This is a genomic window from Deltaproteobacteria bacterium (assembly GCA_019308925.1).
Taxonomy (GTDB): domain Bacteria; phylum Desulfobacterota; class B13-G15; order B13-G15; family RBG-16-54-18; genus JAFDHG01.
Genome location: JAFDHG010000040.1, coordinates 1 through 22,256 on the forward strand (window position 1 = coordinate 1; position 22,256 = coordinate 22,256).

The window sequence follows — 22,256 nt, forward strand, 5'->3', positions numbered from 1 at the left end:
GGAGGATATAGAGATCAACAAAAGGATAGGGGAGATAGGAAAGGACCTCATCCAAGATGGCGACACCATCTTGACCCATTGCAATGCCGGGGCCCTGGCCACGGGGGGATACGGCACCGCCCTGGGGGTGGTCAGGAGGGCCTGGGAGGAGAAGAAGGGGATCACGGTAATTGCCACAGAGACCCGTCCCCTCCTTCAGGGGACCCGCCTCACTGCCTGGGAGCTTAAAAAGGAGGGGATCCCTGTAACCCTTGTCGCCGACCATATGGCAGGATACCTCATGCAGAGGGGGGAGATAGATCTGGTCATCGTCGGGGCGGACAGGATCGCCCGCAATGGGGATGTGGCCAACAAGATCGGGACCTATACCTTGGCGATCCTAGCAAAGGAACATGGCATACCTTTCTACGTGGCCGCCCCCCTCTCCACCTTGGATCGGGCCATAAAGACAGGTGAGGAAATTCCCATCGAGGAGAGGGGTGAAGAGGAGATCACCGCCCCCTGGGGAAAAAGGATCGCCCCAGAGGGAATTGGGGTCCGCAACCCCGCCTTTGACATCACCCCACACCGATATGTAAGGGCTATAGTCACGGAGAAGGGGGTAATCAGGGCCCCCTTTGAGGAGGGTCTGAAGCGGATCTGGGGGGAGGGGGAGGGGGATGGGAGATAAAGGGATCATCACCCTGTTGACCGATTTTGGGTGGGGAGACGGGTATATTGGGGCCATGAAGGGGGTGATCCTCAGGATAAACCCTAGGTGCCTCATCGTCGATGTGGCCCATGAGATCTCCCCCCACGATGTGATGGGGGCCGCCCTGGTCTTAGGCCAGATCTATCCCTATTTCCCCCAGGGGACCATTCACGTGGTGGTAGTGGACCCAGGGGTAGGAGGAGTGAGGAAGCCTCTGGTCCTGGAGACAAAGCGCTACCTCTTTGTCGGACCGGACAACGGCGTCTTCGATCTAGTACTCAAAAGAGAGAAGGGGATACGTGCCTATAAGCTGATCGAAAAGAGGTTCTTTCTCACCCAGGTGAGCCAAACCTTCCATGGAAGGGATATCTTCGCCCCTGTTGCCGCCCATCTCTCCCTGGGGGTCTTGCCCGGGGAGATGGGTCCGGCCTTAAACTGCGAAGACCTGGCGGCACTAAACATCCCCAGCCCCTTGCAGGAAGGTGAAACCCTCCAAGGGGAGGTGATCTATATTGATCACTTCGGCAACCTTATCACCAATATATCCCAGGAGGTTTTGAGGGAATTCGCCCCAGACGAGATGGTGAAGATAGAGATCGGGACTGAAGAGATAAAGGGTCTCACGTCTTCCTACGCCGAGGGAGGGGAAGGAGAGATCATCGCCCTTTGGGGGAGCGGTGGGTTTTTGGAGATCTCCCTCAAGGAGAGGAGCCTTCACCGAGAGCGGGGGTGGGTGAGAGGAGAGCGGGTGAAGATACGGAGGAGGAGATGATTGCGTCAAGGGCCAGGGACATGAAGTCCTTCATCGTCATGGATGTCCTGGAGCGTGCCCAGGAGATGGAGTGCCGCGGTGAGAAGTTGATCCACCTGGAGGTGGGGGAACCCGATTTTGACACCCCTGAACCCATCAAGGAAGCCTGTCTGCGGGCCATTAGGGAGGGCAAGACCCACTACACCCATAGCCAAGGGCTCTTGCAGCTGAGGGAGGCCATCTGTGAGAAGTATGTGGAGAAATACAGGGTGGAGGTCTCCCCGGAGCAGGTCTTGATCACCTCAGGGACCTCCCCGGCCATGCTTTTGCTCTTCTCGGCCCTGTTGGAGCCAAGGGACGAGGTGATCCTCCCCAATCCCCACTACCCCTGCTACCCCAACATCATCTCCTATGTGGAGGGAAGGCCCATCCTGGTGGACACTGAAGAGGAGGAAGGTTTTCAATACCTCCACCCACAAATAAAGGAACGGATCACCCCCCGGACCAAGGGGATCATCATCAACTCCCCCTCCAACCCCACCGGGGTCGTCATGGACCAGGGGAGGATGGAGGAGATCGCCTCCCTCTCCCCTTATATCATCTCGGATGAGATATACCACGGTCTCGTCTACAAGGGGAAGGAACACACTATCCTGGAGTTCACCGACCGCTGCTTTGTCCTCAACGGTTTCTCCAAACTCTATGCCATGACAGGGTGGCGCCTGGGATACCTGATCACCCCCCGAGAGTTCATCCGACCCATGCAGGTGATGCAACAGAACCTCTTTATCTCGCCCAACTCCTTTGTCCAGTGGGCGGGGATCGCTGCCTTGCAGGAGGCGCAAAACGAGGTGGGGGAGATGAGGGAGATCTACAACCGACGTCGGGAGTTTATACTCAGGAGGTTGCGGGAGTTGGGCCTGGGGGTAGCGGTAGAACCTACCGGGGCCTTCTACATCCTGGCCAACGCCCGTAAATACTCCTCCGACTCCTATCGACTGGCCTTCGACATCCTGGAAAAGGCCAAGGTGGGGGTGACCCCGGGTATAGACTTCGGGAGCAGGGCCGAGGGGTTTCTACGCTTCTCTTACGCCAACTCCCTGGAGAACATCGAGGAGGGGATGGAGCGGCTCCAAAAGTATCTAGAGGGCCTCTAGCTCCTCCAGGGCCTCCTCTAGGTGACTGTTGGATTGGGAGATCTCCTCCATGGCCTTTGAGATCTTGGCCTTTACCTGCTCCCACCCCAGTTCCCCTGCCTTCTGAGCCCACCTCCAATACTCCTCCAGGTGGCTCTGGTTATGTTCTATCCAGTGCCTGATGATGATCGGCAACTTTTCCCTGTCATCCATCTTCGCCATCCTCCGGAAAGTATTGTTCCTATCAGAAGAATCTATCACAAATCCCAACGGGCCAAAAGAGATTTATAGATTGAGATAGCCTTTCCGAGACCTCATCGATTATAATGAGATCCACAGGAGTCTATATGTTGAGGGATCTGCCTACGGTGAGGGAGGCCATCTTATACGAATCATTAAAAGGGGAAAATGTCCGCTGCGGTCTGTGTGAGCGCAGGTGTCTCATCCCCCCGGATGAGAGGGGGTTTTGTCAGACACGCCAAAACATAGAGGGAAAGCTCTACACCCTCGTCTTTGGTGCAATCAGTGCCCTGGAGTCAAGGCCCATAGAGATAAAGCCCTTCTTCCATTTTTACCCTGGCTCCAGCGCCCTCACCTTTTCCACCTGGTCCTGTAACTTCACCTGCCCTTGGTGTCAAAACTGGCACCTCTCCAAAAGGGCCCCAAAGCCAAAAGGGGCGAGATACATTTCCCCTGAACAGATGGTCACGTTGGCCAGAGAACAGGGGGATCAGGGTCTCTGCGTCAGCTTTCAGGAACCGACACTCCTATTCGAGTACGCCCTGGAGGTGTTTAAGCTGGGCAAGGCCCAAGGGCTCTATGGTTGCTATGTATCCAATGGCTACCTCACCCTGGATGCCTTGAGGTTGCTGAAGGAGGCCGGGATGGGGGCGATAAACATAGATATAAAGGGAGATGCGGAGCTATACCGGGTCTATCTGAAGGGGGCAAAGGAGGAGGTCGTCTGGCGCAATGCGCGGGTAGCCAAAGAAATGGGGATCCATGTGGAGATGATCCATTTGGTAGTAACCGGACTCAATGACCAAAGGGACAAGATAGAAAGGCTAATCCAAAAACACCTGGGCACCTTGGGTCCGGAGACCCCCCTGCATTTTACCAGGTATCTCCCCGCCTATCACTACCATCAACCGCCCACGGAGATAAAGATAATGGAATTCGCCTACGAAACAGCCAGAGATACCGGGATCTACTATCCCTATCTCGGCAATATCTCAGGCCATCGCTATGAGAACACCTACTGTCCTTCATGTGGGGCACTGTTCGTAGAGAGGATCGGCTACCAGATAAGGGGAGGATGGGCAAAGGACAAAAGGTGTCCCCATTGCGGTAGAGAGATAGAGATCATCGTTTAGCCCTGGACCGAGGTAGTTAGCAATCAAAGTTGAACCATCAACTCCCTCGACAACCTAGATGGTCAGGGAACTTCCTTCAGGGTGAAGCGCCATTGGCAGAAGATATCATCTGGGTGTGGATCAGGGGGAGCAAATAAGCATTCTACCTGAATCCGATCATCCACCTCATGGGCAAAGCCGGCAAACTCCCCCCAGTGCATCTCCTTACAGGCAAACTCTTCCAACCCCCTTTTGAGACGGGCCTCTTGGGTAGGGCAGCTGGGGACCGTGATGATCACCTCGTTTCCTCTTTCCTCGATCTCATAACCCACTAAGATATGCCAAGGGAAGTACCTCAGGGCCTTGACAAACCCCTGCAGCCCTTTTTCTTCGACCTTAAACCGTCGAACCAAATCCTTGGCAGCCATCCCCGCCACCCTTGACCAGACCTTTTCGTTTATCATCTCCGCCGTCCGCTGGTCAAACTCTTGGTCAACATAAATAAACCAAAAGGCATCCATCACCCGGTAATGCCAGAGCAGGAACTCGATATAGCTCCTCAGTTCCGAGACCTCCATCTTTTCAAAAACCGAAAGGTCCATCTCATCACCTCCTTTAAAACCCTTTCTTCTTCGTTTGGTAATTATAACAGCAACAAAGAAAATTAAAAGGATCCTGCACCAAGCTCCTTTTTGTCAAAGGACCCCTTCGGTCCTTGACAGGGCAGCGGCGTTATACTATGAGTCAGGTGACTAAGCAAAAAGGAAGGTTTTTCCCTTTTTAGTTTGACATCTGAATGGGTTTTGATATAGTTTAGGTATAAAAGTTGCATTAAAATATCCTTTTACCATGAAATACCTCGTCTTGGTCGGAGATGGAATGGCTGATTACCCCTTGGACGAACTGGGGGGAAGGACACCCTTGGTGGTCGCTCATACCCCTAATATGGACTCCTTGGCCCAAAGAGGAGAGGTAGGGCTTGTCCGCACCATCCCCGCGGGGTATCCCAAAGGGAGCGAGATCGCCAACCTCTCCATCTTTGGATATGATCCTAAAAAGTATTACACCGGGCGCGGTCCCCTGGAGGCGGCCAGCATCGGGGTCCAGCTTGGCCCAGATGATGTGGCCTTTCGCTGTAATCTGGTGACCTTGGAGGTCATCGGGGGAGCCGTAATCGTGGGGGATTACAGCGCCGGACACCTCTCTACCGAAGAGGGAAGCGAGATCATCAAAGATCTGGATAGAGAATTGGGCAACTCCACCTTTCGTTTCTATCCGGGGGTGAGCTACCGCCACCTCCTGGTCTGGAGGGGAGGAGGAGAAATGATGGTGACTACCCCTCCCCATGACATCACCGAAAAAGAGATCGGTGACTATCTTCCCAGGGGGGAGGGGGCCTGGGAGCTGATCAGGCTCATGACCGATGCCCAGATCCTTTTGAATGCACATCCGATAAATCAGAGGAGGCTCCAGGAAGGCAAAAGGGAGGCCAACTCCATCTGGCCCTGGGGCCAGGGGAAGGCACCTCAGATGCCGGCCTTCTCACAGAGGTTTGGCCTGAAGGGAAGCGTCATCTCCGCCGTGGATCTGATCAAAGGGATCGGGATCTACGTCGGGATGGAGGTGGTGGAGGTACCCGGGGCCACTGGATACCTGGACACCAACTATCAGGGGAAGGCCGAATACGGACTTCGGTCCTTAAATAATGGCGATTTTGTCTACATCCATGTGGAAGCCCCTGATGAGGCCTCTCACAACGGAGATCTGGAGGCGAAGATAAAGGCCATCGAGGCATTTGACCAAAAGGTGGTGGGAACCATAGTAAGGGGGGTGGAGAGATGGAGGGATTACAAGATCGTGGTCCTGCCCGATCACCCTACCCCTGTACATTTACGGACTCATGCTGACGACCCGGTCCCCTTTGTGATCTATTCTTCCAAAGGGGAGTTTGCATCAAGGGCAAAGGGTCTTACCGAGGAAGAGGCAAGGAAAAGCGGCATCTTTATTGAAGACGGTCATAAACTGATGGAACGTTTCTTAGGGCAGGGGCCGTGAGGACCAAATTCATCTTCATTACAGGTGGTGTCCTCTCGTCACTGGGGAAAGGGCTGGCTGCCGCCTCCATCGGGGCCTTGATGGAGAACAGGGGGCTCACTGTCACGCTGCTCAAGTTCGATCCCTATATCAATGTGGACCCCGGCACCATGAACCCCTTCCAGCACGGAGAGGTCTTTGTGACCGACGATGGGGCCGAGACCGATCTGGACTTGGGGCACTATGAACGTTACACCCACGCCAAGCTCAGCCAGAAGAACAACTACACCACGGGGAGGATCTATCACTCGGTCATCACCAAGGAGAGGCGGGGGGACTATCTGGGGGGGACCGTCCAGGTGATCCCCCATATCACCGATGAGATCAAACGTACCATCCTTGATCTGGCCGACAAAGTAGATATCGTCATCACCGAAGTGGGAGGAACTGTAGGGGATATAGAAAGCCTCCCCTTCTTGGAGGCTATCCGGCAGTTCCAGGGGGATGTGGGCAGGGAAAATGTCTGTTACATCCATCTTACCCTGGTGCCCCATATCAAGGCCGCAGGAGAGTTGAAGACCAAACCGACCCAGCACAGCGTAAAGGAGTTGAGGGAGATCGGCATCCAACCCGATATATTGCTCTGTCGAACCGACCGATTCCTACCCCGTGAGATCAAGACAAAGATTGCCCTCTTTTGCAACGTGGAGCAAGATTCCGTCATCACTGCCAAGGACGTGGAGACCATCTATGAGGTACCCATCGTCTTCCATCAAGAGGGACTGGATGAAAAGATCGTTGAGTTCCTTCATATGTGGACCAAGGCCCCAGACCTGGGCATGTGGAAGGAGATTGTCCAAAAGCTCAAAAACCCCAAGGATGAGGTGACCATCGCCGTGGTGGGCAAATATGTCAACTTGAGGGACTCCTATAAGAGTTTAAACGAGGCCCTAGTCCACGGGGGGATGGCCAATGAGTGTGGGGTGAACCTGGAGTATGTAGACTCAGAGGAGATAGAGCGCAATGGGATAGGGGATGGTATATCCCGGGCCGATGGGATCCTTGTCCCCGGGGGGTTTGGACAGAGGGGGATCAAGGGAAAGATCGAGGCCATCCGCTACGCCCGGGAACATGGGGTCCCCTTCTTCGGCATCTGCCTAGGGATGCAACTGGCGGTGGCGGAATATGCCAGGAATGTGGCCGGTCTAGAGCGGGCCCACAGCGCGGAATTTGACCCGGATACCCCCCACCCTGTCATCTATCTCATGAAGGAGTGGATAAACTACCAAAAGGAGACCATCGAGAGCAGGGATGAGGGGAGTGATAAGGGGGGGACCATGAGATTGGGGGCCTATCCCTGTCACCTCCTGAAGGGGAGCTTCGCCTACGAGGCATATAAAAAGGAGGTTATCTCCGAGAGACATCGACATCGCTACGAATTCAATAACCGCTACCGAGGACACCTAACCGATAAGGGGATGAGGATCAGCGGACTTTCCCCAGACAATGAATTAGCGGAGATCATCGAGATCCCCGATCACCCTTGGTTTCTGGGCTGCCAATTCCACCCCGAATTCAAATCGAGGCTCTGGGAACCCCATCCACTCTTTCGGGAGTTCATCAGGGCATCCCTCAACGCTAACAGGGGGAGACGGTGACCAAAGAGGTCCACATCGGGAGGGTAACCGTTGGGGGAAATAATCCCCTCGTCCTGATCGCCGGCCCCTGTGTGATTGAGGGAGAGGAATTTAGCATCTCCCTTGCCCGGAGGCTGAAGGAGGTCTCACTAGATTTCGGCATCCCCCTCATCTTCAAGGCATCCTACGACAAGGCCAACCGCACCTCCATCTCCTCCTTTCGGGGGCCGGGGCTTGTGGAGGGATTGAGGATCTTAAAGAGAGTCAAGGAAGAGGTGGGATTACCCATCCTCTCCGATGTCCACAGGATCAGCGAGGTGCCCCGGGCAACAGAGGTCCTGGACGTGATTCAGATTCCCGCCTTTCTCTGCCGCCAGACCGATCTATTGGTGGAAGCCGGCAGGACGGGAAGGCCGGTCAATATAAAGAAGGGACAGTTCCTCGCCCCTTGGGATATGGCCAACGTGCTGGAGAAGGTCACCTCCACCGGCAACGAACAGATCCTCCTCACCGAGAGGGGAACCTCCTTTGGCTACAACAATCTAGTAAATGACATGAAATCGCTCCCCGTCATGCGGGGCTTGGGATACCCCGTTATCTATGACGCAACCCACAGCGTCCAACTCCCTGGGGGGGCAGGGAAGGCCTCTGGGGGGAGGAGGGAGTTTGTCCCTTACCTGGCCAGGGCGGCAGTTGGTGCAGGTGTAGACGGGGTCTTTTTAGAGGTCCACCCAAAACCAGAGCAGGCCCTCAGCGATGGGGCCAATTCCCTGGAACTAGATACCCTCCCTTCCTTACTGAAACAGCTGATGGCCATAGATCGGATTGTAAGGGAGGAAAGAGAATGATCATCGAAAGGGCCAAACGGGTCTTGCGCATCGAGGCCGAGGCCATCCATAGGCTGGAGGAGAAGATTAACGAGGACTTTGTGCGGGCAGTGGAGATGATCCTTAACTGTGATGGAAAGGTGGTGGTGACAGGGGTGGGGAAATCCGGGATCATCGGGAAAAAGATCGCTTCCACCCTGGCCAGCACCGGCACTCCCGCCTTCTTCCTGCACCCCACCGAAGGGGTCCACGGTGACCTGGGTATGCTGGACAAGAGGGACATTGTCCTGGCCATCTCCAACAGTGGCGAGACAGAGGAACTCTCCCCGATCCTCCCCCTGATCAAGAGATATGGTAACAGGCTGATCGTCCTCACCGGAAGTCCCTCTTCCACCCTGGCCAGGGCTGGGAATGTGGTATTGGATGTGAGCGTACAGGAGGAGGCCTGTCCCCTGGGGTTGGCCCCCACAGCCAGCACTACTGCAAGCTTGGCCATGGGGGATGCCTTGGCAGTATCCATCTTGGAAAAGAAGGGGTTTAAGAAAGAAGACTTCGCCATCCTGCACCCAGGGGGAAGATTGGGCAAGAGGCTCCTACTCAAGGTAAGTGACCTGATGCACATGGGTGAGGAGTTACCCAAAGTCTATGAGAACACCTTGATGAAGGAGGCCTTGGTGGAGATCACCTCTAAGAGGTTGGGGGTTACGGGAGTAATGGACGAACTGGAGCAGCTGGTAGGGGTAATCACCGATGGTGACCTGCGCAGGGCCCTGGAGAAATACCCCGACCTCCTGGAGAGGACGGCCTCAGAGATCATGACGAAGAACCCCAAGTGGATAGAGGCCAATGCCTTGGCCGCCCAAGCCGTCCAGAGGATGGAGGAACACTCCATCACCTCTCTGTTCGTCTTCAACAAGGCCGGAGAAAGAAACCCCGTGGGGATCATCCACCTCCATGACCTCCTCAAGGCAGGGGTGGTCTGAGATGCAGGGGGGGGTCCCTGAAGGGGTATGGAAGAAGGCAATTATGGTAAAGTTATTGATACTCGATGTCGATGGGGTGCTGACCGATGGCAGGATCATCATGGACCATAAGGGTAGGGAACTCAAGGCCTTCGATGTCAGGGACGGGCATGGGATAAAGCTCCTCCTGCAAGGGGGAATTGAGGTGGCGATGCTGACGGGAAGGAGCTCTGCGGTGGTCCAAAAGAGGGCCGAGGACCTGGGGGTACAAAGGGTCCGTCAAGGGGTCCACGACAAGGTAGAGGCATACCTAGAGATCGCCCAAGAGGTGGGGATCAGGGATGAGGAGGCCTGTTTTGTGGGAGATGATCTGGTCGACATCCCCCTACTAAAGAGGGTGGGGTTGCCCATCGTCGTGGCGGATGGTGCCGAGGAGGCGAAGAGGTTCGCCCTCTATGTCACCAAATCCTCCGGGGGAAGGGGTGCAGTACGGGAGGCATGCGACCTCCTCATGCAGGCCCAAGGCAAATGGGAGGAGATCCTCAGGAGGTATAGTTGAAACTATCTAAGCTGATCATCCTCATCTTTATGGGGTTGGTCCTATCGGCGGTAGGGGGCTACCTCTTCATAGGTAGGCAGGGGGGCGAGGAGAGTATCATCCCTAAAAAGGAGACCAAGGCCGACCTCAGCCTAGAGGAGGTCCACTACGTGGAGACCAGAGGGGAAAAGAAGGAGTGGGAGCTGAGGGCAAAGTCCGTCCACCATTTCCTCCAAGAGGATTTCACCCTTTTAAAGGACCTAACTGTCACCTTTTTCGCCGAAGGTGGCAGAATTGTCACCATGAGGGGGGAAGAGGGATCCGTTAAGGGGAAAAAACAGATTGATGTGTGGAGAAATGTGGTGATCACCACCAGTGATGGGTATCGTGTACTCACCAACTCCTTTCACTATGATGGGGTGAGGCGCCAGATCTATACCAGTGACCCCGTCCTGATCGAGAGGAAGGGGATGCGGGTGAAGGGAACTGGGATATTGGTCAACTTGAAGGAACAAAAACTCTATATCCACAAAAAGGTGGAGACGGTGATCGAAAGATGAGAGGACTCAGGTACATCACCCCCTTAATCGCCTTTTGGCTGCTGCCGCAGCTGGTCTTTGCCCAGGGGTCCGGTGAATTCCGTGGGGGAGAAGGTCCCATTCACATCACCTCTCAGCGGTTGGAGGCCGATCATAAAGGCAATTTGATCACCTTTGTAGGAGATGTGGTGGCCAGGCAAAAGGAGTTCGTCCTTTACTCTGAGCGCCTGCTCCTCTTTCTCGACAAGGAGGGGAATGAGATCGAAAAGATAGTGGCTCAGGGTAATGTGCGCATAGTGCAGGGCAAGAGGAGGGGCACCTGTCAAGAGGCCACCTATTATCACCGGGAACGCAAAGTGATCCTGCAGGGGGACCCGGTGTTAAGAGAGGGAGACAACTGGGTCAGGGGGCAGCGGATCATCTACTATATCGACGAACAAAAGAGCGTGGCCGAGGGAAAGGGGAGAGAGAGGGTAACCGTCACCATCATCCCGGGCGAGGAGAAAAGATGAGAATAGAGAGGATCCAGACCCTGGAAGCGATTGAGCTCACCAAGTCCTATAACAGCAAGGTGGTGGTCAATCAGGTGAGCCTCAAGATCCATGCGGGAGAGGTGGTGGGGCTCCTGGGTCCCAATGGTGCGGGTAAGACCACCACCTTCTATATGATCATCGGCCTGATCAGGCCTGAGCATGGGAAGGTATTGCTCAATGGGGATGATATTGGTTGGTTGCCCATGTACCAACGAGCCAGAAGGGGAATTACCTATCTCCCGCAAGAGCCATCGATCTTCAAAAAATTGACCGTGGAGGAAAACATCTTGGCCATATTGGAGACCTTGGGTCTGTCCCGTGATGAGAAGAAGAGGCGCCTCCACGCCCTTTTGAACGAGTTAAACATCGCCTCCCTAGCCAAGAACAAGGCCTATTCCCTCTCAGGAGGGGAGAGGCGAAGGGTGGAGATCACGAGGGCCCTCATCCTCTCTCCCTCCTTCATCCTCCTAGACGAGCCCTTTGCCGGCATCGACCCCCTCGCTGTCATCGACATCCAAAACATCATCCAGCAGCTCAAGGCCAAGGGGATAGGGGTGATCGTTACCGACCATAACGTTAGGGAGACCTTGCATGCATGTGATCGGGCCTATATAGTGAATGAGGGAAAGATATTGGAGGCAGGTACCCCTGAGAAGATCGTGGCCAGTAAAAAGGCGCGCAGGATATACCTCGGGGAAAACTTCAGATTGGAAAAGAGGCGCACAGGAAAAGAAAAGGGCGAAACCCCTGAGGAGTTAAGAGGCAGGTAGAGATGGCCTTGGAAATCAAGCAAGACCTCAGATTGAGCCAACAGCTTGTTATGACCCCCCAGCTCCAGCAGGCCATCAAGCTGTTGCAGCTGTCCCAGATAGAGCTCCAGGAGATCGTCGCCCAGGAGATAGAGGAAAACCCGGTATTGGAAGATGACAGTGGCCTAGAGGAGAGAGAGCAAGTGGAGGCCACCTCGGAAACACCTGATCAGATCCAGGACTTCGACTGGGAAGAATATATGGAGAGCCACAGCATCAGCACCTATACCCCGCCGAGGGCTGATAGAGACGAGACCCCTTGGGAGAACTTCCTCACCCGTCAGGTCACCCTGTCCGATTATCTGCAGTGGCAGCTAAGGATGAGCCCCTTAACCCCTCAGGAGGAGGAGATAGGTGTCTTCATCATCGGCAATATAGATGAGAATGGATACCTCCAGGGGTCCCTGGAAGAGGTCTGCGGGGAACTACACGCCGAGATAAAGGCGGTGGAGGAGGTGCTTCATACAATCCAGTCCTTCGATCCTCCAGGGGTAGGGGCGAGGGACTTGAGAGAATGTCTCCTCATCCAGTTAAGGGGGTTTACCGAAAGAGATCCCTTGGCCGAAGCGATAGTGGAAACCCATCTATCTTACTGTAAAAACAGGGATTACCGTAAGCTGGCCAATCAATTAAAGGTCCCCCTCCCACAGGTATTAGAGGCCATAAAAACCATCTCCCAACTAGAGCCCAAGCCAGGGCGCCCCTTTAGCCCCGAAGAGGCGAAGACCATCATCCCTGATGTCTTTGTCTATAAGGTCGAAGGGGAGTACACGGTCGTCTTAAATGATGATGGTATCCCCAAGTTGCGGATAAACCCCTATTATCGTCAGCTGCTAGAGGCCGACAGGGGTGATGCACCCAGAGATTACCTCAAACAAAAGCTGAAATCGGCACTCTGGCTCATCAGGAGCATCCAACAAAGACAGGGGACCTTGTACAAGGTCACCAAGAGCATCATCAAGTTTCAGAAGGACTTTATCGACAAGGGTATAGATTATTTACATCCCTTGGTCCTGAGGGATGTGGCCGATGATATCCAGATGCATGAGTCCACGGTAAGCCGGGTGACTACCAACAAATATGTGCATACGCCGCAGGGGATATATGAGCTAAAATTCTTCTTCAGCAGCAAGATTGGGGAGGGAGATGAGGAGGTGGCTGCCAAACGGGTGCAAAACCTGATCAAGCAGATCATTGCCGAGGAAGACCCACGCAGACCGTTCAGCGACGAGAAGATAGGCCAATTTCTAAAAGAGAGACATAATATAACCATAGCCCGTCGGACCGTGGCCAAGTATCGTGAGATGATGAAGATCCTCTCCTCCAGTGAGAGAAAGAAGGTATGGTAAAATCCTTGTTTAGAAGAGGTAATCTTATTGACAATCCCCCTTTTATTTGGCTAAGATTTGTAACTTTAATAAAAGATGCCGAGAATCTAAGGATCGGAGGCTAGAAGATGCAGATCAACATGACCTTCAGACATTTAGAGTTAACGCCTAGCTTAAAGGATTATATCGGGGAAAAGCTCCAGAAGGTAAAGAAGTACCTGCACGAACCCATCGAGGTCCATGTGGTCCTCTCCGCGGAAAAGTTTAGACATACAATAGAGGTGAGCATCATGGCCGATAATGGTATTATAATAAATGGCGTGGAGAGCACGGAGGACATCCATGCGGCCATCGATAATGTGATGGATAAGATAGAGCGTCAGATCAAGAAACAACTAGACAAGTTAAAGCGCCCAAAGACAAGAGGCTATGATTTCAAGATGCATGTCCTCTATTCTGAAGAAGGCGACAAGGAAAAGAGGCCCAAGATCATCAAGTCTAAAAATTACTCCGCTAAACCCATGTCCATGGAGGAGGCCATCGAACAGCTCAAGGCCCTGGAGAATGATTTTATCATCTTTACCAATGACCAGACAGAGACCATCAACGTAATCTACCGTCGAAAAGACGGCAATTACGGCCTCATAGAACCAGAATAGACAATGAAAATAATAGACATATTGGATAAAAATTCCATCATAGAGGAGCTCGCCTCCCGGGACAAGAAGGGGATCTTGGAGGATCTGGTCTCCGTCTTGGTCGAGAACGGTAGGTTGAAGGACAAGGAGAAGACCTTGCAGGTCCTTTTAGAACGAGAGAGACTGGGGAGTACTGGCATCGGGGACGGGATCGCCATCCCCCATGGAAAGTTGAAAGGGATAAAAGGAATCATCTGTTCCTTTGGCCGCAGCAGAGAGGGCCTCGACTTCCAGTCCCTCGATGAAAAACCAACACATCTCTTCTTCTTGTTGCTTGCCCCTGAGGACTCCGCCGGCGAGCACCTGAAGGCCTTGGCCAGACTATCTCGGCTCTTAAAGGATACCCGGTTCAGGGAGAGGTTGATGGAGGCCAACTCCAAGGAAGAGATCTACCGCATCATCACTGAAGAGGACGAGAACTATTAGGTATTATAAGGGGAAACCATGGCCCAAGGCAAAGTCCCTCGCATCAGTCTGCATGGGGTGTTAATAGATATCCTAGGGGTGGGGGTCCTCGTTTTGGGAAAGAGTGGGATTGGAAAAAGTGAGTGTGCCCTCGACCTAGTCATGCGGGGATATCGTCTCGTGGTGGACGATCTCATCCAAATAGAGAAGGGCCGTGACGGTGCCCTCTATGGTTTCAGCCATGACTTGGGCCGACATCATATGGAGATCAGGGGTCTGGGTCTCATTGACGTCGAAAAGCTGTTCGGCATAACAGCCACCAGAGACAGAAAACAGATCGAATTGGTCATAGAACTGGTGGAGCCGGGGGAATCTATAGATGACCTCGTGGGTTTAAAGGAAGAGACTTACAACATCCTGGGGGTGGAGATCCCCCGTAAGAAGATCCCGGTGAGACCAGGGAGAAACCTGACCGCCATTGTGGAGGTGGCCGCCAGGGATCACCTCCTGAAGAAGGGGGGATATCATGCGGCCAAGGAATTCGAAAAGGAACTCCTCATAAACCTCAAAAAGAAAGGATAGAATGAAATGTGAGACCACTGCAAATAACGATCATCAGTGGCCTTTCGGGATCGGGAAAGTCTACGGCGATGAGGGCCTTGGAGGATAACGGGTTTTACTGCATAGATAACATGCCGGCCACCCTTATCCCCACCTTCGTAGAATTATGCCAACACTCCACCAGGGGGCTATCGAGGGTGGCCATTGTAGTGGATATAAGGGGAAGAGAGTTTCTGGAGAACCTCCAAAGGGTCGTCAAAGGTCTCAGGGAAGTAGGACATCAGGTAAAGATGCTTTTTCTCGAGTCAACTGACGATGTCCTTGTCAGACGTTACAGTGAGACCAGGCGTAGACATCCATTGGAAAAGGAGAGGGGTATATCCCTGCCCGAGGCAGTGACGGAGGAACGGGGAGAGATCGCCTTTCTCAGGGAGATCGCCGATGAGGTAATCGACACCTCAGTCCTAAACGTTCATCAACTCCGGGATCTCATCATGGAGCGTCTCCTGGCCCCGACGGCCAAGAGAATGAAGGTAACCTTCCTGTCCTTCGGCTACAGTTATGGGATACCCACAGAGGCCGATATCGTGATGGACGTCCGCTTCCTCCCCAACCCCTTTTTCGTAACAGAACTACGGGGGTTCACCGGCGAGGATAAAAGGGTAAAGGACTATGTCCTGGAGAAGGAAGAGACCAATGATTTTCTCCACAGGTTCAGTAAGATGATCAAGTATCTAATCCCCATTTATGAAAAGGAGGGGAAGTCTTATCTGACCATCGCCATAGGTTGTACAGGGGGGAAACACCGCTCAGTGGTGATCACCGAGCGCTTGGCCGAGATCCTCGGCCAAAGGGGGAAGGAGATCACGGTCAGACACCGGGATATAAAGAGGGGGTAAAATGAAAAAGATGATCGGGGTCGTCATCGTCACCCACTCGGCCTTGGCGGACGAATTCCTCATGGCCACCCAACAGATCATAGGAGATGTGGAGGGGATGGAACCTGTCTCCATCGACCCTTCCGAGCCCTTAGAAGAGGTGGAAAAGAGGATCAAGAAGGCCGTCAAGAAGGTGAACGCAGGAGAAGGAGTCTTGATCTTGACCGACATGTTTGGTGGAACCCCCTCTAATATCAGCCTCTCCTTTCTGGAGAAGGGTAAGGTGGAAGTGGTCACAGGGGTCAACCTCCCGATGTTGATCAAGCTGTCGACCCTGCGGGAGGAAAAGGCGCTTGATGACCTGGCCTCTTTTATAAGATCTTACGGACAAAAAAATATCCACTTGGCCAGTGAGATCTTGGAGCGAGGAACTGGAGGGGAGAAAAAATAGCGGAGAGGGTTGAGAAACGAACCTTCGTCATCAAGAATAAACTAGGCCTCCATGCACGAGCGGCCAATATTATGGTCCAGTTGGCCAGCAACTTTGAGTCCACCATCACGGTGGAGAAGGACGGGGTCGAGGCCAACGGGAAGAGCATCATGGGAATATTGTTGCTTGCTGCCGGGGAGGGGTCAAAGATCGCGGTCAGGGCCAGGGGAAGGGATGCCAAAGAGGCCATTGAGGAGTTGAGCAAACTTATCGAGGGCAAATTCGGTGAAAAATAGTACTACATCTGCCAACGATGGGAAGGCCATTAAGGGGATAGGGGTCTCGCCAGGGATAGTCATAGGGAAGGCCGTCCTCTTGGAGCGCCAGCGTACCAGGTTCGCCCCCCGCAGGATAACGGCCAGACAGGTGAACTCTGAGGTCAAAAGGTTCAAGGAGGCCATCGAAAAATCGAAGAGGGAGCTGCAGGAGGTAAAAGACCGGATCTTGGAAAAGGGCTTCAGGCAGCACTCCTACATCCTCGATGTCCATCTAAGGTTAATGGAAGACCGTATGCTGCGAGATGAGACCATCAGGATGACCAAAGAAGAGCTGGTGAATACCGAGTGGGCCCTCGAGGTGACCTTGGACAAGATATCCGCGGCCTTTGACTCCATCGAAGACGAGTACCTCAAAGAGAGAAAAGAGGACGTCAAACATGTGGTGGAGAGGATCCTGCGTAACCTCACCGGAAGGGAGCTTTGGAAGATCGAGGACCTAGAGGAAGATATGATCGTCGTGGCCCACGATCTCTCTCCCGCGGACACCATTCAGTTGAACCTCAAAAGGGTGAGCGGTTTCGCCACTGATATGGGGGGTAGGACATCCCACACGGCCATCGTCGCCCGCTCCATCGGGATACCCGCGGTAGTAGGGTTGGAAGACATCACGGCCTACGTGGGCGGGGGGGAGACAATCATCATCGACGGGACTGAAGGAGTGGTGATCGTCGAGCCTTCGCGGGCGACCATCAAGGCATATCAACTGAGGCAGCAACATTACCGCTATCTCGAGAGGGAACTCCTCAAGTATTCTACCCTCAAGGCGGAGACACAGGATGGGTACCACCTCACCCTGGAGGCCAATATAGAACTCCTCGACGAAATACCCCACGTAATACAATATGGGGCCGAGGGGATAGGGCTTTATCGTACCGAATACCTCTATTTAAACAGGAGAACCCTTCCCACCGAGGAGGAACACTTCCAGGCCTACAAAAAACTGGCGGAGGAGATCGCCCCTTACCCAGTCACCATCAGGACCCTCGACCTGGGGGGGGATAAATTCGCCTCCCACATCGATTTAGCCGAGGAGATGAATCCGGTCATGGGACTGAGGGCCATCAGATTCTGCATCAAGGAGAAGGAGATCTTCAAGTCCCAGCTACGGGGGATACTGCGGGCGAGCACCTATGGCAAACTCAAGATTATGTTCCCCATGATCTCCGGGGTGGAAGAGCTCCGACAGGTGAAGACCATCTTGGAGGAGGCCAAAGAGGAGCTGGCCTCCAGGGGGGTCCCTTTCGATCAGGAAATCGCCCTAGGGGTCATGATCGAGATCCCCTCTGCCGCCCTCACCGCCGATATCCTCGCCCGTGAGGTCGATTTCTTCAGTATCGGTACCAATGACCTCATCCAGTACTCCCTGGCCATAGATCGGGTGAACGAACACGTATCCTACCTCTACGAACCCCTACACCCAGCCATCTTGCGGAGCATCAAGGGGGTGGTAGACATCGCCCATGAGGCAGGGATAGAAGTGGGGATCTGCGGTGAGATGGCCGCCGACCCCGCTTGTACTTTGTGCTTCCTGGGATTGGGGCTCGATGAGTTGAGCATGAACGCCATCGCCATACCCCGGGTGAAAAAGGTGCTGCGGCGCTCTACCCGTACCGAGGGGGAGAGGCTCCTGAAAGAGGTCTTGAAATTCTCCACTGCCAAGGAGACGGAGCTCTTCATCCGGAAGGAGATGGCCGAACTATTTCCGGAGGACTTCATTCAATGCGTAGAATAAAGAAAAAAGGAGAAAAATTCTATGTCTATGACCAACTTTTTGTTCACCTCTGAGTCGGTAACCGAGGGACACCCCGACAAGGTGGCCGATCAGATATCCGACGCCATCCTGGATGCCATCATCAAAGAAGATCCCAGTGGGAGGGTTGCCTGTGAATGCATGGTGACCACAGGTCTGGTCTTTATCGCAGGGGAGATCACCACAGAGTGCTATGTGAACATGCCCGGCATCGTCCGGGAGACCATCAAGGAGATCGGGTACAACGACTCCTCCATGGGCTTCGATTGGGAGACCTGCGCGGTGATCACCTCCATCGACCAACAATCCCCGGACATTGCCATGGGGGTAAACAGGGGAGAGGAACAGGGGGCTGGAGACCAAGGGCTTATGGTCGGCTACGCCTGCAATGAGACCCCGGAATTCATGCCCATGCCCATCACATTCGCCCACAACCTCACCAAACGACTCGCCTATGTCCGCAAGGCCCGCATCCTCGACTTCCTGCGGCCCGACGGTAAGTCTCAGGTGACCATCCAGTACATCGACGGGAAACCAGTACGCGTAGATTCCATCGTTATCGCCGCCCAACATACCCCTGATGTAAAGTATGAAGTCCTCCAAGAGGGGATCATCGAAGAGGTGATCAAACAGGTCATCCCAGAGGCCCTCAGGGATGAAAATACCAACTATTACGTCAATACCACGGGAAGATTCGTGATTGGAGGTCCCCTCTGCGACTGTGGGATGACGGGCCGCAAGATCATCGTCGACACGTACGGTGGATGGGGCAGCCACGGTGGTGGTGCCTTCTCAGGAAAGGACCCTTCCAAGGTGGACCGTAGCGGCTCCTATATGGCCAGGCATGTGGCCAAGAATGTCGTAGCTTCCGGTCTGGCGGACAGGTGTGAGATCCAGATCGCCTACACCATTGGGAAACCCCAGCCTGTCTCCATCATGCTGGACACCCAGGGGACAGGGAAGATCCCCACTGATGAGCTCGCCAAGATTGTCTTCGAGATCTTTGACTTCAGGCCTGCGTGGATGATCCAGTATTTGGACCTCTTGCGCCCCATCTATAAAAAGACGGCCTGCTACGGCCACTTCGGCCGAAATGAGCCGGAATTTACCTGGGAGAAATTAAATCGAGTGGATGATCTGCGCAAGGCAGCGGGAATATAAAAAGAAATCCTTTTCTCATACTGAGTTGGCGGAATTGAGAGGAACCAAGAGGTCATCTTTTAAGCGGGGGCCCAGGATTCAAGGGTTCAAGGATTCAAGGGATTTGCCTTTCACTAGAACCCTGGACCCCTCGACCCCTGGAATCCTATGAGATGAAATCCTTGGACCCTTTTAAAAACTTATTTGGATAAGAGCCAAAAAATTAAACAAAGAGGAGAACGATCTTGAACTATCATATAAAGGATATAGAGTTGGCCGAACGAGGAAAGCTAAGGATAGAGTGGGCTGCCCACCAGATGCCGGTCTTGGGGCTCATCAAGGAGAGGTTTGCAAAGGAGAAGCCATTGGAGGGGTTGCGGATATCCGCCTGCCTTCACATTACTACCGAGACGGCCAACCTGGCCGAGGTCTTAAAGGCAGGAGGCGCAAAGGTGGTGTTGTGTGCCTCCAACCCTCTGAGCACCCAAGATGACGCGGCCGCCTCTCTGGTAAAGGACCATGGAATACCGGTCTTCGCCATCAAGGGGGAGGATAACACCACCTATTACGATCACATCCAGCAGGCCATTGCCCATCGCCCTGCCATCACCATGGACGACGGGGCGGATCTGGTCTCCTCCCTGCACCTCTTGGGATGGGATAGATGTGAGGAACTCAACCCACCGATCAGGGAGTGGGCCCAGGGGCTTGCATCTCAAGAGAGGGAAGAACTATTAAAAAACATGATGGGAAGCACTGAGGAGACCACCACCGGGGTCATCCGCCTGCGGAGCATGGAGCGGGAGGGGGTGTTGATGTTTCCGGTGATCGCTGTTAACGACGCCGACACCAAGCACCTCTTCGACAACCGCTACGGCACAGGGCAAAGCACCATCGACGGGATCATTAGGGCTACCAACCGGTTGCTGGCTGGCTCTACCTTCGTGGTCTGTGGATATGGATGGTGTGGACGGGGTGTAGCCATGCGCGCCCAGGGGATGGGGGCCAATGTGATCGTCACCGAGGTGGACCCCCTACGAGCCCTGGAGGCCGTGATGGATGGCTACCGTGTGCTCCCCCTAACCGAGGCCACCAAGGTAGGTGACTTCTTCGTCACCCTGACCGGAGATATCACGGTCATCAGAAAAGAGCACTTTCAGGTCATGAAGGATGGTGCCATCGTGGCCAACTCGGGGCACTTCAATGTGGAACTGGACCTGGAAGAATTGGAGGATTTGGCCATAAAAAAGCGCAGGGTCAGAGAGTTTGTGGACGAGTACACCCTCCCCGACGGCAAGAGGATAAATCTCTTAGGTGAAGGACGCCTAGTGAACCTGGCGGCTGCTGAGGGACACCCATCCAGTGTCATGGATATGAGTTTCGCCAACCAGGCATTGGTCTGCGAATACCTGGCCAAAAACGCCAGGGGATTGGAGAAAAAGGTCTACAGTGTGCCCCGCCAAATCGATCAGGAGATCGCCCGCCTGAAGCTCCAGGCCATGGGGGTGAAAATCGACACCCTCACACCCGAACAGGAGGATTACCTCACCTCTTGGGAGATGGGGACATAGGCGAGCCATCAGTCTTCAATATCTCCTCTCCCCTGAGGGGAGAGGCCTGCGGCGAGCTCAGCCGAGGCATAAAGGTGAGGGGGTTTAAGATCATAGAGTGCTCCTGCGGGTCAGGTCACAACCCACTACTCCGTCATGCGCCATCGACCTCCCCCTCCTTCGGCGAACTCATCATCACCAACTTTTAGAAACCGCTCAAATGCCTTTCAAACCCCCATCAAATGCTGTATAATCGCCTAAAAATGCTAAGAAACGAAAATGCTCATAGATTAATATGTTATGAAGAATAAAGGAGAGATTATGACTGACGGGCAAGCACAAAAATTAGCCGTATTGATTGACGCAGACAATGCCCAACCCTCAATCGTAGAGGGATTGTTGGCAGAAATAGCGAAATATGGAACCGCAAACGTCAAGAGAATCTATGGAGACTGGACCGGATCTCACTTAAGGGGCTGGAAAGAAGTTTTGCTGCTGTATTCAATTCAGCCGATACAACAATTTCGCTATACAGTAGGGAAAAACGCCACAGATGCCGCCATGATAATTGATGCAATGGATTTGCTATATACAAATAAATTTGATGGTTTTTGTATAGTTTCAAGCGATAGCGATTTTACCAAATTGGCCTCAAGAATACGAGAAGCTGGTCTTGTTGTATATGGGTTTGGAGAGAAAAAAACACCAGAACCTTTTGTTTCCGCTTGTGACAAATTTATATATACAGAGGTTTTGACATCCAAAGAAGATGACCGTCTACCCATAAAACGAAAATGCACTAATGAGCTAAAGCAGGATACGAAGCTGGTCACCCTATTAAGGAATGCTGTAGAGGCATCATCAGACGAGAGTGGATGGTCTCATCTCGCACCAGTGGGAAGCAACATTGCCAAGCAGGCCCCGGATTTCGATCCACGAAACTACGGTTACACGAAACTCGGTGAACTGGTTGCTGCAACTAAACTCTTTGAAATAGAAGAACGTCTAGTGGGAGACGGGCAATCCAAAGCGGTTTACATAAAGGATAAACGCAAGAAGTAAAATGGCTATCTTCTAACCGGCCCATGCAGTTGACTCGCTAACCGCTCGCGGCTGATAGGCGATGTTATGCGGCGAGAGCTGTTTTGGGGAGATCGTCCTAGACAAGAGCTACCTGCAAGCTGCGGGAACTGGAAAAGAAGGGGGGGTTAGGCCTTAAGGTGGGGTCGTGGGGTCGCATCTTAAAAAATAAGGTTCTTCTCCCATTTAGTTGGTTGTATATAAGTAAAAGTAGTGGACATTGCTACCCTTTCTGGATAAATTATCTTTGTTAAACTATCCGTCCAGAAAGGAGGTAAGCAATGTCCAA

At 53.4% G+C, this 22,256-nt stretch carries 26 protein-coding genes; 24 read left to right on the forward strand and 2 right to left on the reverse strand.

Annotation, left to right across the window (positions count from 1 at the left end; genetic code table 11):
* The 3 genes from mtnA to JRI46_07865 all read left to right on the forward strand — a co-directional run.
* Nucleotides 1–670 (forward strand): S-methyl-5-thioribose-1-phosphate isomerase (mtnA, locus tag JRI46_07855; GenBank protein ID MBW2039492.1); only part of this gene is annotated, 670 nt, incomplete at its 5' end.
* Nucleotides 660–1,463, forward strand: a complete 804-nt coding sequence (locus JRI46_07860) for an SAM-dependent chlorinase/fluorinase (protein MBW2039493.1) — start codon at nucleotides 660–662, stop codon at nucleotides 1,461–1,463. The genes mtnA and JRI46_07860, both read left to right, overlap by 11 nt.
* The gene (locus JRI46_07865; protein ID MBW2039494.1) at nucleotides 1,460–2,599 is read left to right on the forward strand and encodes a pyridoxal phosphate-dependent aminotransferase; all 1,140 of its coding nucleotides are present in this window, start codon (nucleotides 1,460–1,462) and stop codon (nucleotides 2,597–2,599) included. Before JRI46_07860 ends, JRI46_07865 begins: the two co-directional genes overlap by 4 nt.
* On the opposite strand, the gene JRI46_07870 is transcribed toward JRI46_07865, so the two are convergent.
* Nucleotides 2,585–2,800: a hypothetical protein gene (locus tag JRI46_07870; GenBank protein ID MBW2039495.1), complete on the reverse strand. Its 216-nt coding sequence runs from the start codon at nucleotides 2,798–2,800 to the stop codon at nucleotides 2,585–2,587. The two genes, JRI46_07865 and JRI46_07870, sit on opposite strands and share 15 nt — an antisense overlap.
* 128 nt (nucleotides 2,801–2,928) lie before the next feature.
* Here JRI46_07870 and amrS point away from each other — a divergent pair, with 128 nt between their 5' ends.
* Nucleotides 2,929–3,951, forward strand: a complete 1,023-nt coding sequence (amrS, locus tag JRI46_07875) for an AmmeMemoRadiSam system radical SAM enzyme (GenBank protein ID MBW2039496.1) — start codon at nucleotides 2,929–2,931, stop codon at nucleotides 3,949–3,951.
* A 62-nt stretch (nucleotides 3,952–4,013) separates the two neighbouring features.
* Here the strand turns inward: amrS and JRI46_07880 are convergent, their stop codons facing one another.
* Nucleotides 4,014–4,532: a hypothetical protein gene (locus JRI46_07880; protein ID MBW2039497.1), complete on the reverse strand. Its 519-nt coding sequence runs from the start codon at nucleotides 4,530–4,532 to the stop codon at nucleotides 4,014–4,016.
* 247 nt (nucleotides 4,533–4,779) lie between these two features.
* Here JRI46_07880 and JRI46_07885 point away from each other — a divergent pair, with 247 nt between their 5' ends.
* The 20 genes from JRI46_07885 to JRI46_07980 all read left to right on the forward strand — a co-directional run bounded on the left by JRI46_07885 (nucleotide 4,780) and on the right by JRI46_07980 (nucleotide 21,949).
* Nucleotides 4,780–5,985, forward strand: coding sequence for a cofactor-independent phosphoglycerate mutase (locus JRI46_07885; protein ID MBW2039498.1), 1,206 nt, complete (start codon nucleotides 4,780–4,782; stop codon nucleotides 5,983–5,985).
* Nucleotides 5,982–7,622 (forward strand): CTP synthase, encoded by a 1,641-nt coding sequence (locus tag JRI46_07890; protein MBW2039499.1) that lies wholly within the window; start codon nucleotides 5,982–5,984, stop codon nucleotides 7,620–7,622. Before JRI46_07885 ends, JRI46_07890 begins: the two co-directional genes overlap by 4 nt.
* On the forward strand, nucleotides 7,619–8,449 hold the full coding sequence (gene kdsA, locus JRI46_07895; GenBank protein MBW2039500.1) for a 3-deoxy-8-phosphooctulonate synthase: 831 nt from the start codon (nucleotides 7,619–7,621) through the stop codon (nucleotides 8,447–8,449). The genes JRI46_07890 and kdsA overlap by 4 nt, the downstream gene beginning before the upstream one ends.
* Complete coding sequence (locus tag JRI46_07900) at nucleotides 8,446–9,411, forward strand: KpsF/GutQ family sugar-phosphate isomerase (protein MBW2039501.1); 966 nt, start codon at nucleotides 8,446–8,448, stop codon at nucleotides 9,409–9,411. Before kdsA ends, JRI46_07900 begins: the two co-directional genes overlap by 4 nt.
* Nucleotide 9,412: 1 nt before the next feature.
* Nucleotides 9,413–9,949 carry an HAD-IIIA family hydrolase gene (locus JRI46_07905; protein MBW2039502.1) on the forward strand — a complete coding sequence of 179 codons (537 nt, stop codon included), beginning with the start codon at nucleotides 9,413–9,415 and terminating at the stop codon, nucleotides 9,947–9,949.
* Nucleotides 9,946–10,488, forward strand: a complete 543-nt coding sequence (gene lptC, locus JRI46_07910; GenBank protein MBW2039503.1) for an LPS export ABC transporter periplasmic protein LptC — start codon at nucleotides 9,946–9,948, stop codon at nucleotides 10,486–10,488. The genes JRI46_07905 and lptC overlap by 4 nt, the downstream gene beginning before the upstream one ends.
* Nucleotides 10,485–10,979 (forward strand): lipopolysaccharide transport periplasmic protein LptA, encoded by a 495-nt coding sequence (lptA, locus tag JRI46_07915; protein ID MBW2039504.1) that lies wholly within the window; start codon nucleotides 10,485–10,487, stop codon nucleotides 10,977–10,979. The genes lptC and lptA overlap by 4 nt, the downstream gene beginning before the upstream one ends.
* Nucleotides 10,976–11,770: an LPS export ABC transporter ATP-binding protein gene (gene lptB / locus JRI46_07920; protein ID MBW2039505.1), complete on the forward strand. Its 795-nt coding sequence runs from the start codon at nucleotides 10,976–10,978 to the stop codon at nucleotides 11,768–11,770. The genes lptA and lptB overlap by 4 nt, the downstream gene beginning before the upstream one ends.
* A gap of 2 nt (nucleotides 11,771–11,772) precedes the next feature.
* Nucleotides 11,773–13,158 carry an RNA polymerase factor sigma-54 gene (gene rpoN / locus JRI46_07925; protein ID MBW2039506.1) on the forward strand — a complete coding sequence of 462 codons (1,386 nt, stop codon included), beginning with the start codon at nucleotides 11,773–11,775 and terminating at the stop codon, nucleotides 13,156–13,158.
* A 107-nt stretch (nucleotides 13,159–13,265) separates the two neighbouring features.
* Nucleotides 13,266–13,796, forward strand: a complete 531-nt coding sequence (raiA, locus tag JRI46_07930; GenBank protein MBW2039507.1) for a ribosome-associated translation inhibitor RaiA — start codon at nucleotides 13,266–13,268, stop codon at nucleotides 13,794–13,796.
* 3 nt (nucleotides 13,797–13,799) lie between these two features.
* Complete coding sequence (locus tag JRI46_07935; protein ID MBW2039508.1) at nucleotides 13,800–14,261, forward strand: PTS sugar transporter subunit IIA; 462 nt, start codon at nucleotides 13,800–13,802, stop codon at nucleotides 14,259–14,261.
* Nucleotides 14,262–14,279: 18 nt separating this feature from the next.
* Nucleotides 14,280–14,822, forward strand: coding sequence for a hypothetical protein (locus JRI46_07940; GenBank protein MBW2039509.1), 543 nt, complete (start codon nucleotides 14,280–14,282; stop codon nucleotides 14,820–14,822).
* Between the two features lie 17 nt (nucleotides 14,823–14,839).
* Nucleotides 14,840–15,700: an RNase adapter RapZ gene (gene rapZ, locus JRI46_07945; protein MBW2039510.1), complete on the forward strand. Its 861-nt coding sequence runs from the start codon at nucleotides 14,840–14,842 to the stop codon at nucleotides 15,698–15,700.
* A gap of 10 nt (nucleotides 15,701–15,710) precedes the next feature.
* On the forward strand, nucleotides 15,711–16,130 hold the full coding sequence (locus JRI46_07950) for a PTS sugar transporter subunit IIA (GenBank protein ID MBW2039511.1): 420 nt from the start codon (nucleotides 15,711–15,713) through the stop codon (nucleotides 16,128–16,130).
* On the forward strand, nucleotides 16,127–16,405 hold the full coding sequence (locus tag JRI46_07955) for an HPr family phosphocarrier protein (GenBank protein ID MBW2039512.1): 279 nt from the start codon (nucleotides 16,127–16,129) through the stop codon (nucleotides 16,403–16,405). The genes JRI46_07950 and JRI46_07955 overlap by 4 nt, the downstream gene beginning before the upstream one ends.
* Nucleotides 16,395–18,179, forward strand: coding sequence for a phosphoenolpyruvate--protein phosphotransferase (ptsP, locus tag JRI46_07960; protein MBW2039513.1), 1,785 nt, complete (start codon nucleotides 16,395–16,397; stop codon nucleotides 18,177–18,179). Before JRI46_07955 ends, ptsP begins: the two co-directional genes overlap by 11 nt.
* 21 nt (nucleotides 18,180–18,200) lie before the next feature.
* Nucleotides 18,201–19,358 carry a methionine adenosyltransferase gene (locus JRI46_07965; protein MBW2039514.1) on the forward strand — a complete coding sequence of 386 codons (1,158 nt, stop codon included), beginning with the start codon at nucleotides 18,201–18,203 and terminating at the stop codon, nucleotides 19,356–19,358.
* 224 nt (nucleotides 19,359–19,582) lie between these two features.
* Nucleotides 19,583–20,908 carry an adenosylhomocysteinase gene (gene ahcY, locus JRI46_07970; GenBank protein ID MBW2039515.1) on the forward strand — a complete coding sequence of 442 codons (1,326 nt, stop codon included), beginning with the start codon at nucleotides 19,583–19,585 and terminating at the stop codon, nucleotides 20,906–20,908.
* Entirely contained in the window at nucleotides 20,890–21,096 is a 207-nt protein-coding gene (locus JRI46_07975) for a hypothetical protein (protein MBW2039516.1), read from the forward strand. The genes ahcY and JRI46_07975 overlap by 19 nt, the downstream gene beginning before the upstream one ends.
* Before the next feature lie 112 nt (nucleotides 21,097–21,208).
* Entirely contained in the window at nucleotides 21,209–21,949 is a 741-nt protein-coding gene (locus tag JRI46_07980) for an NYN domain-containing protein (protein ID MBW2039517.1), read from the forward strand.
* The last annotated feature ends 307 nt before the right edge of the window (nucleotides 21,950–22,256 follow it).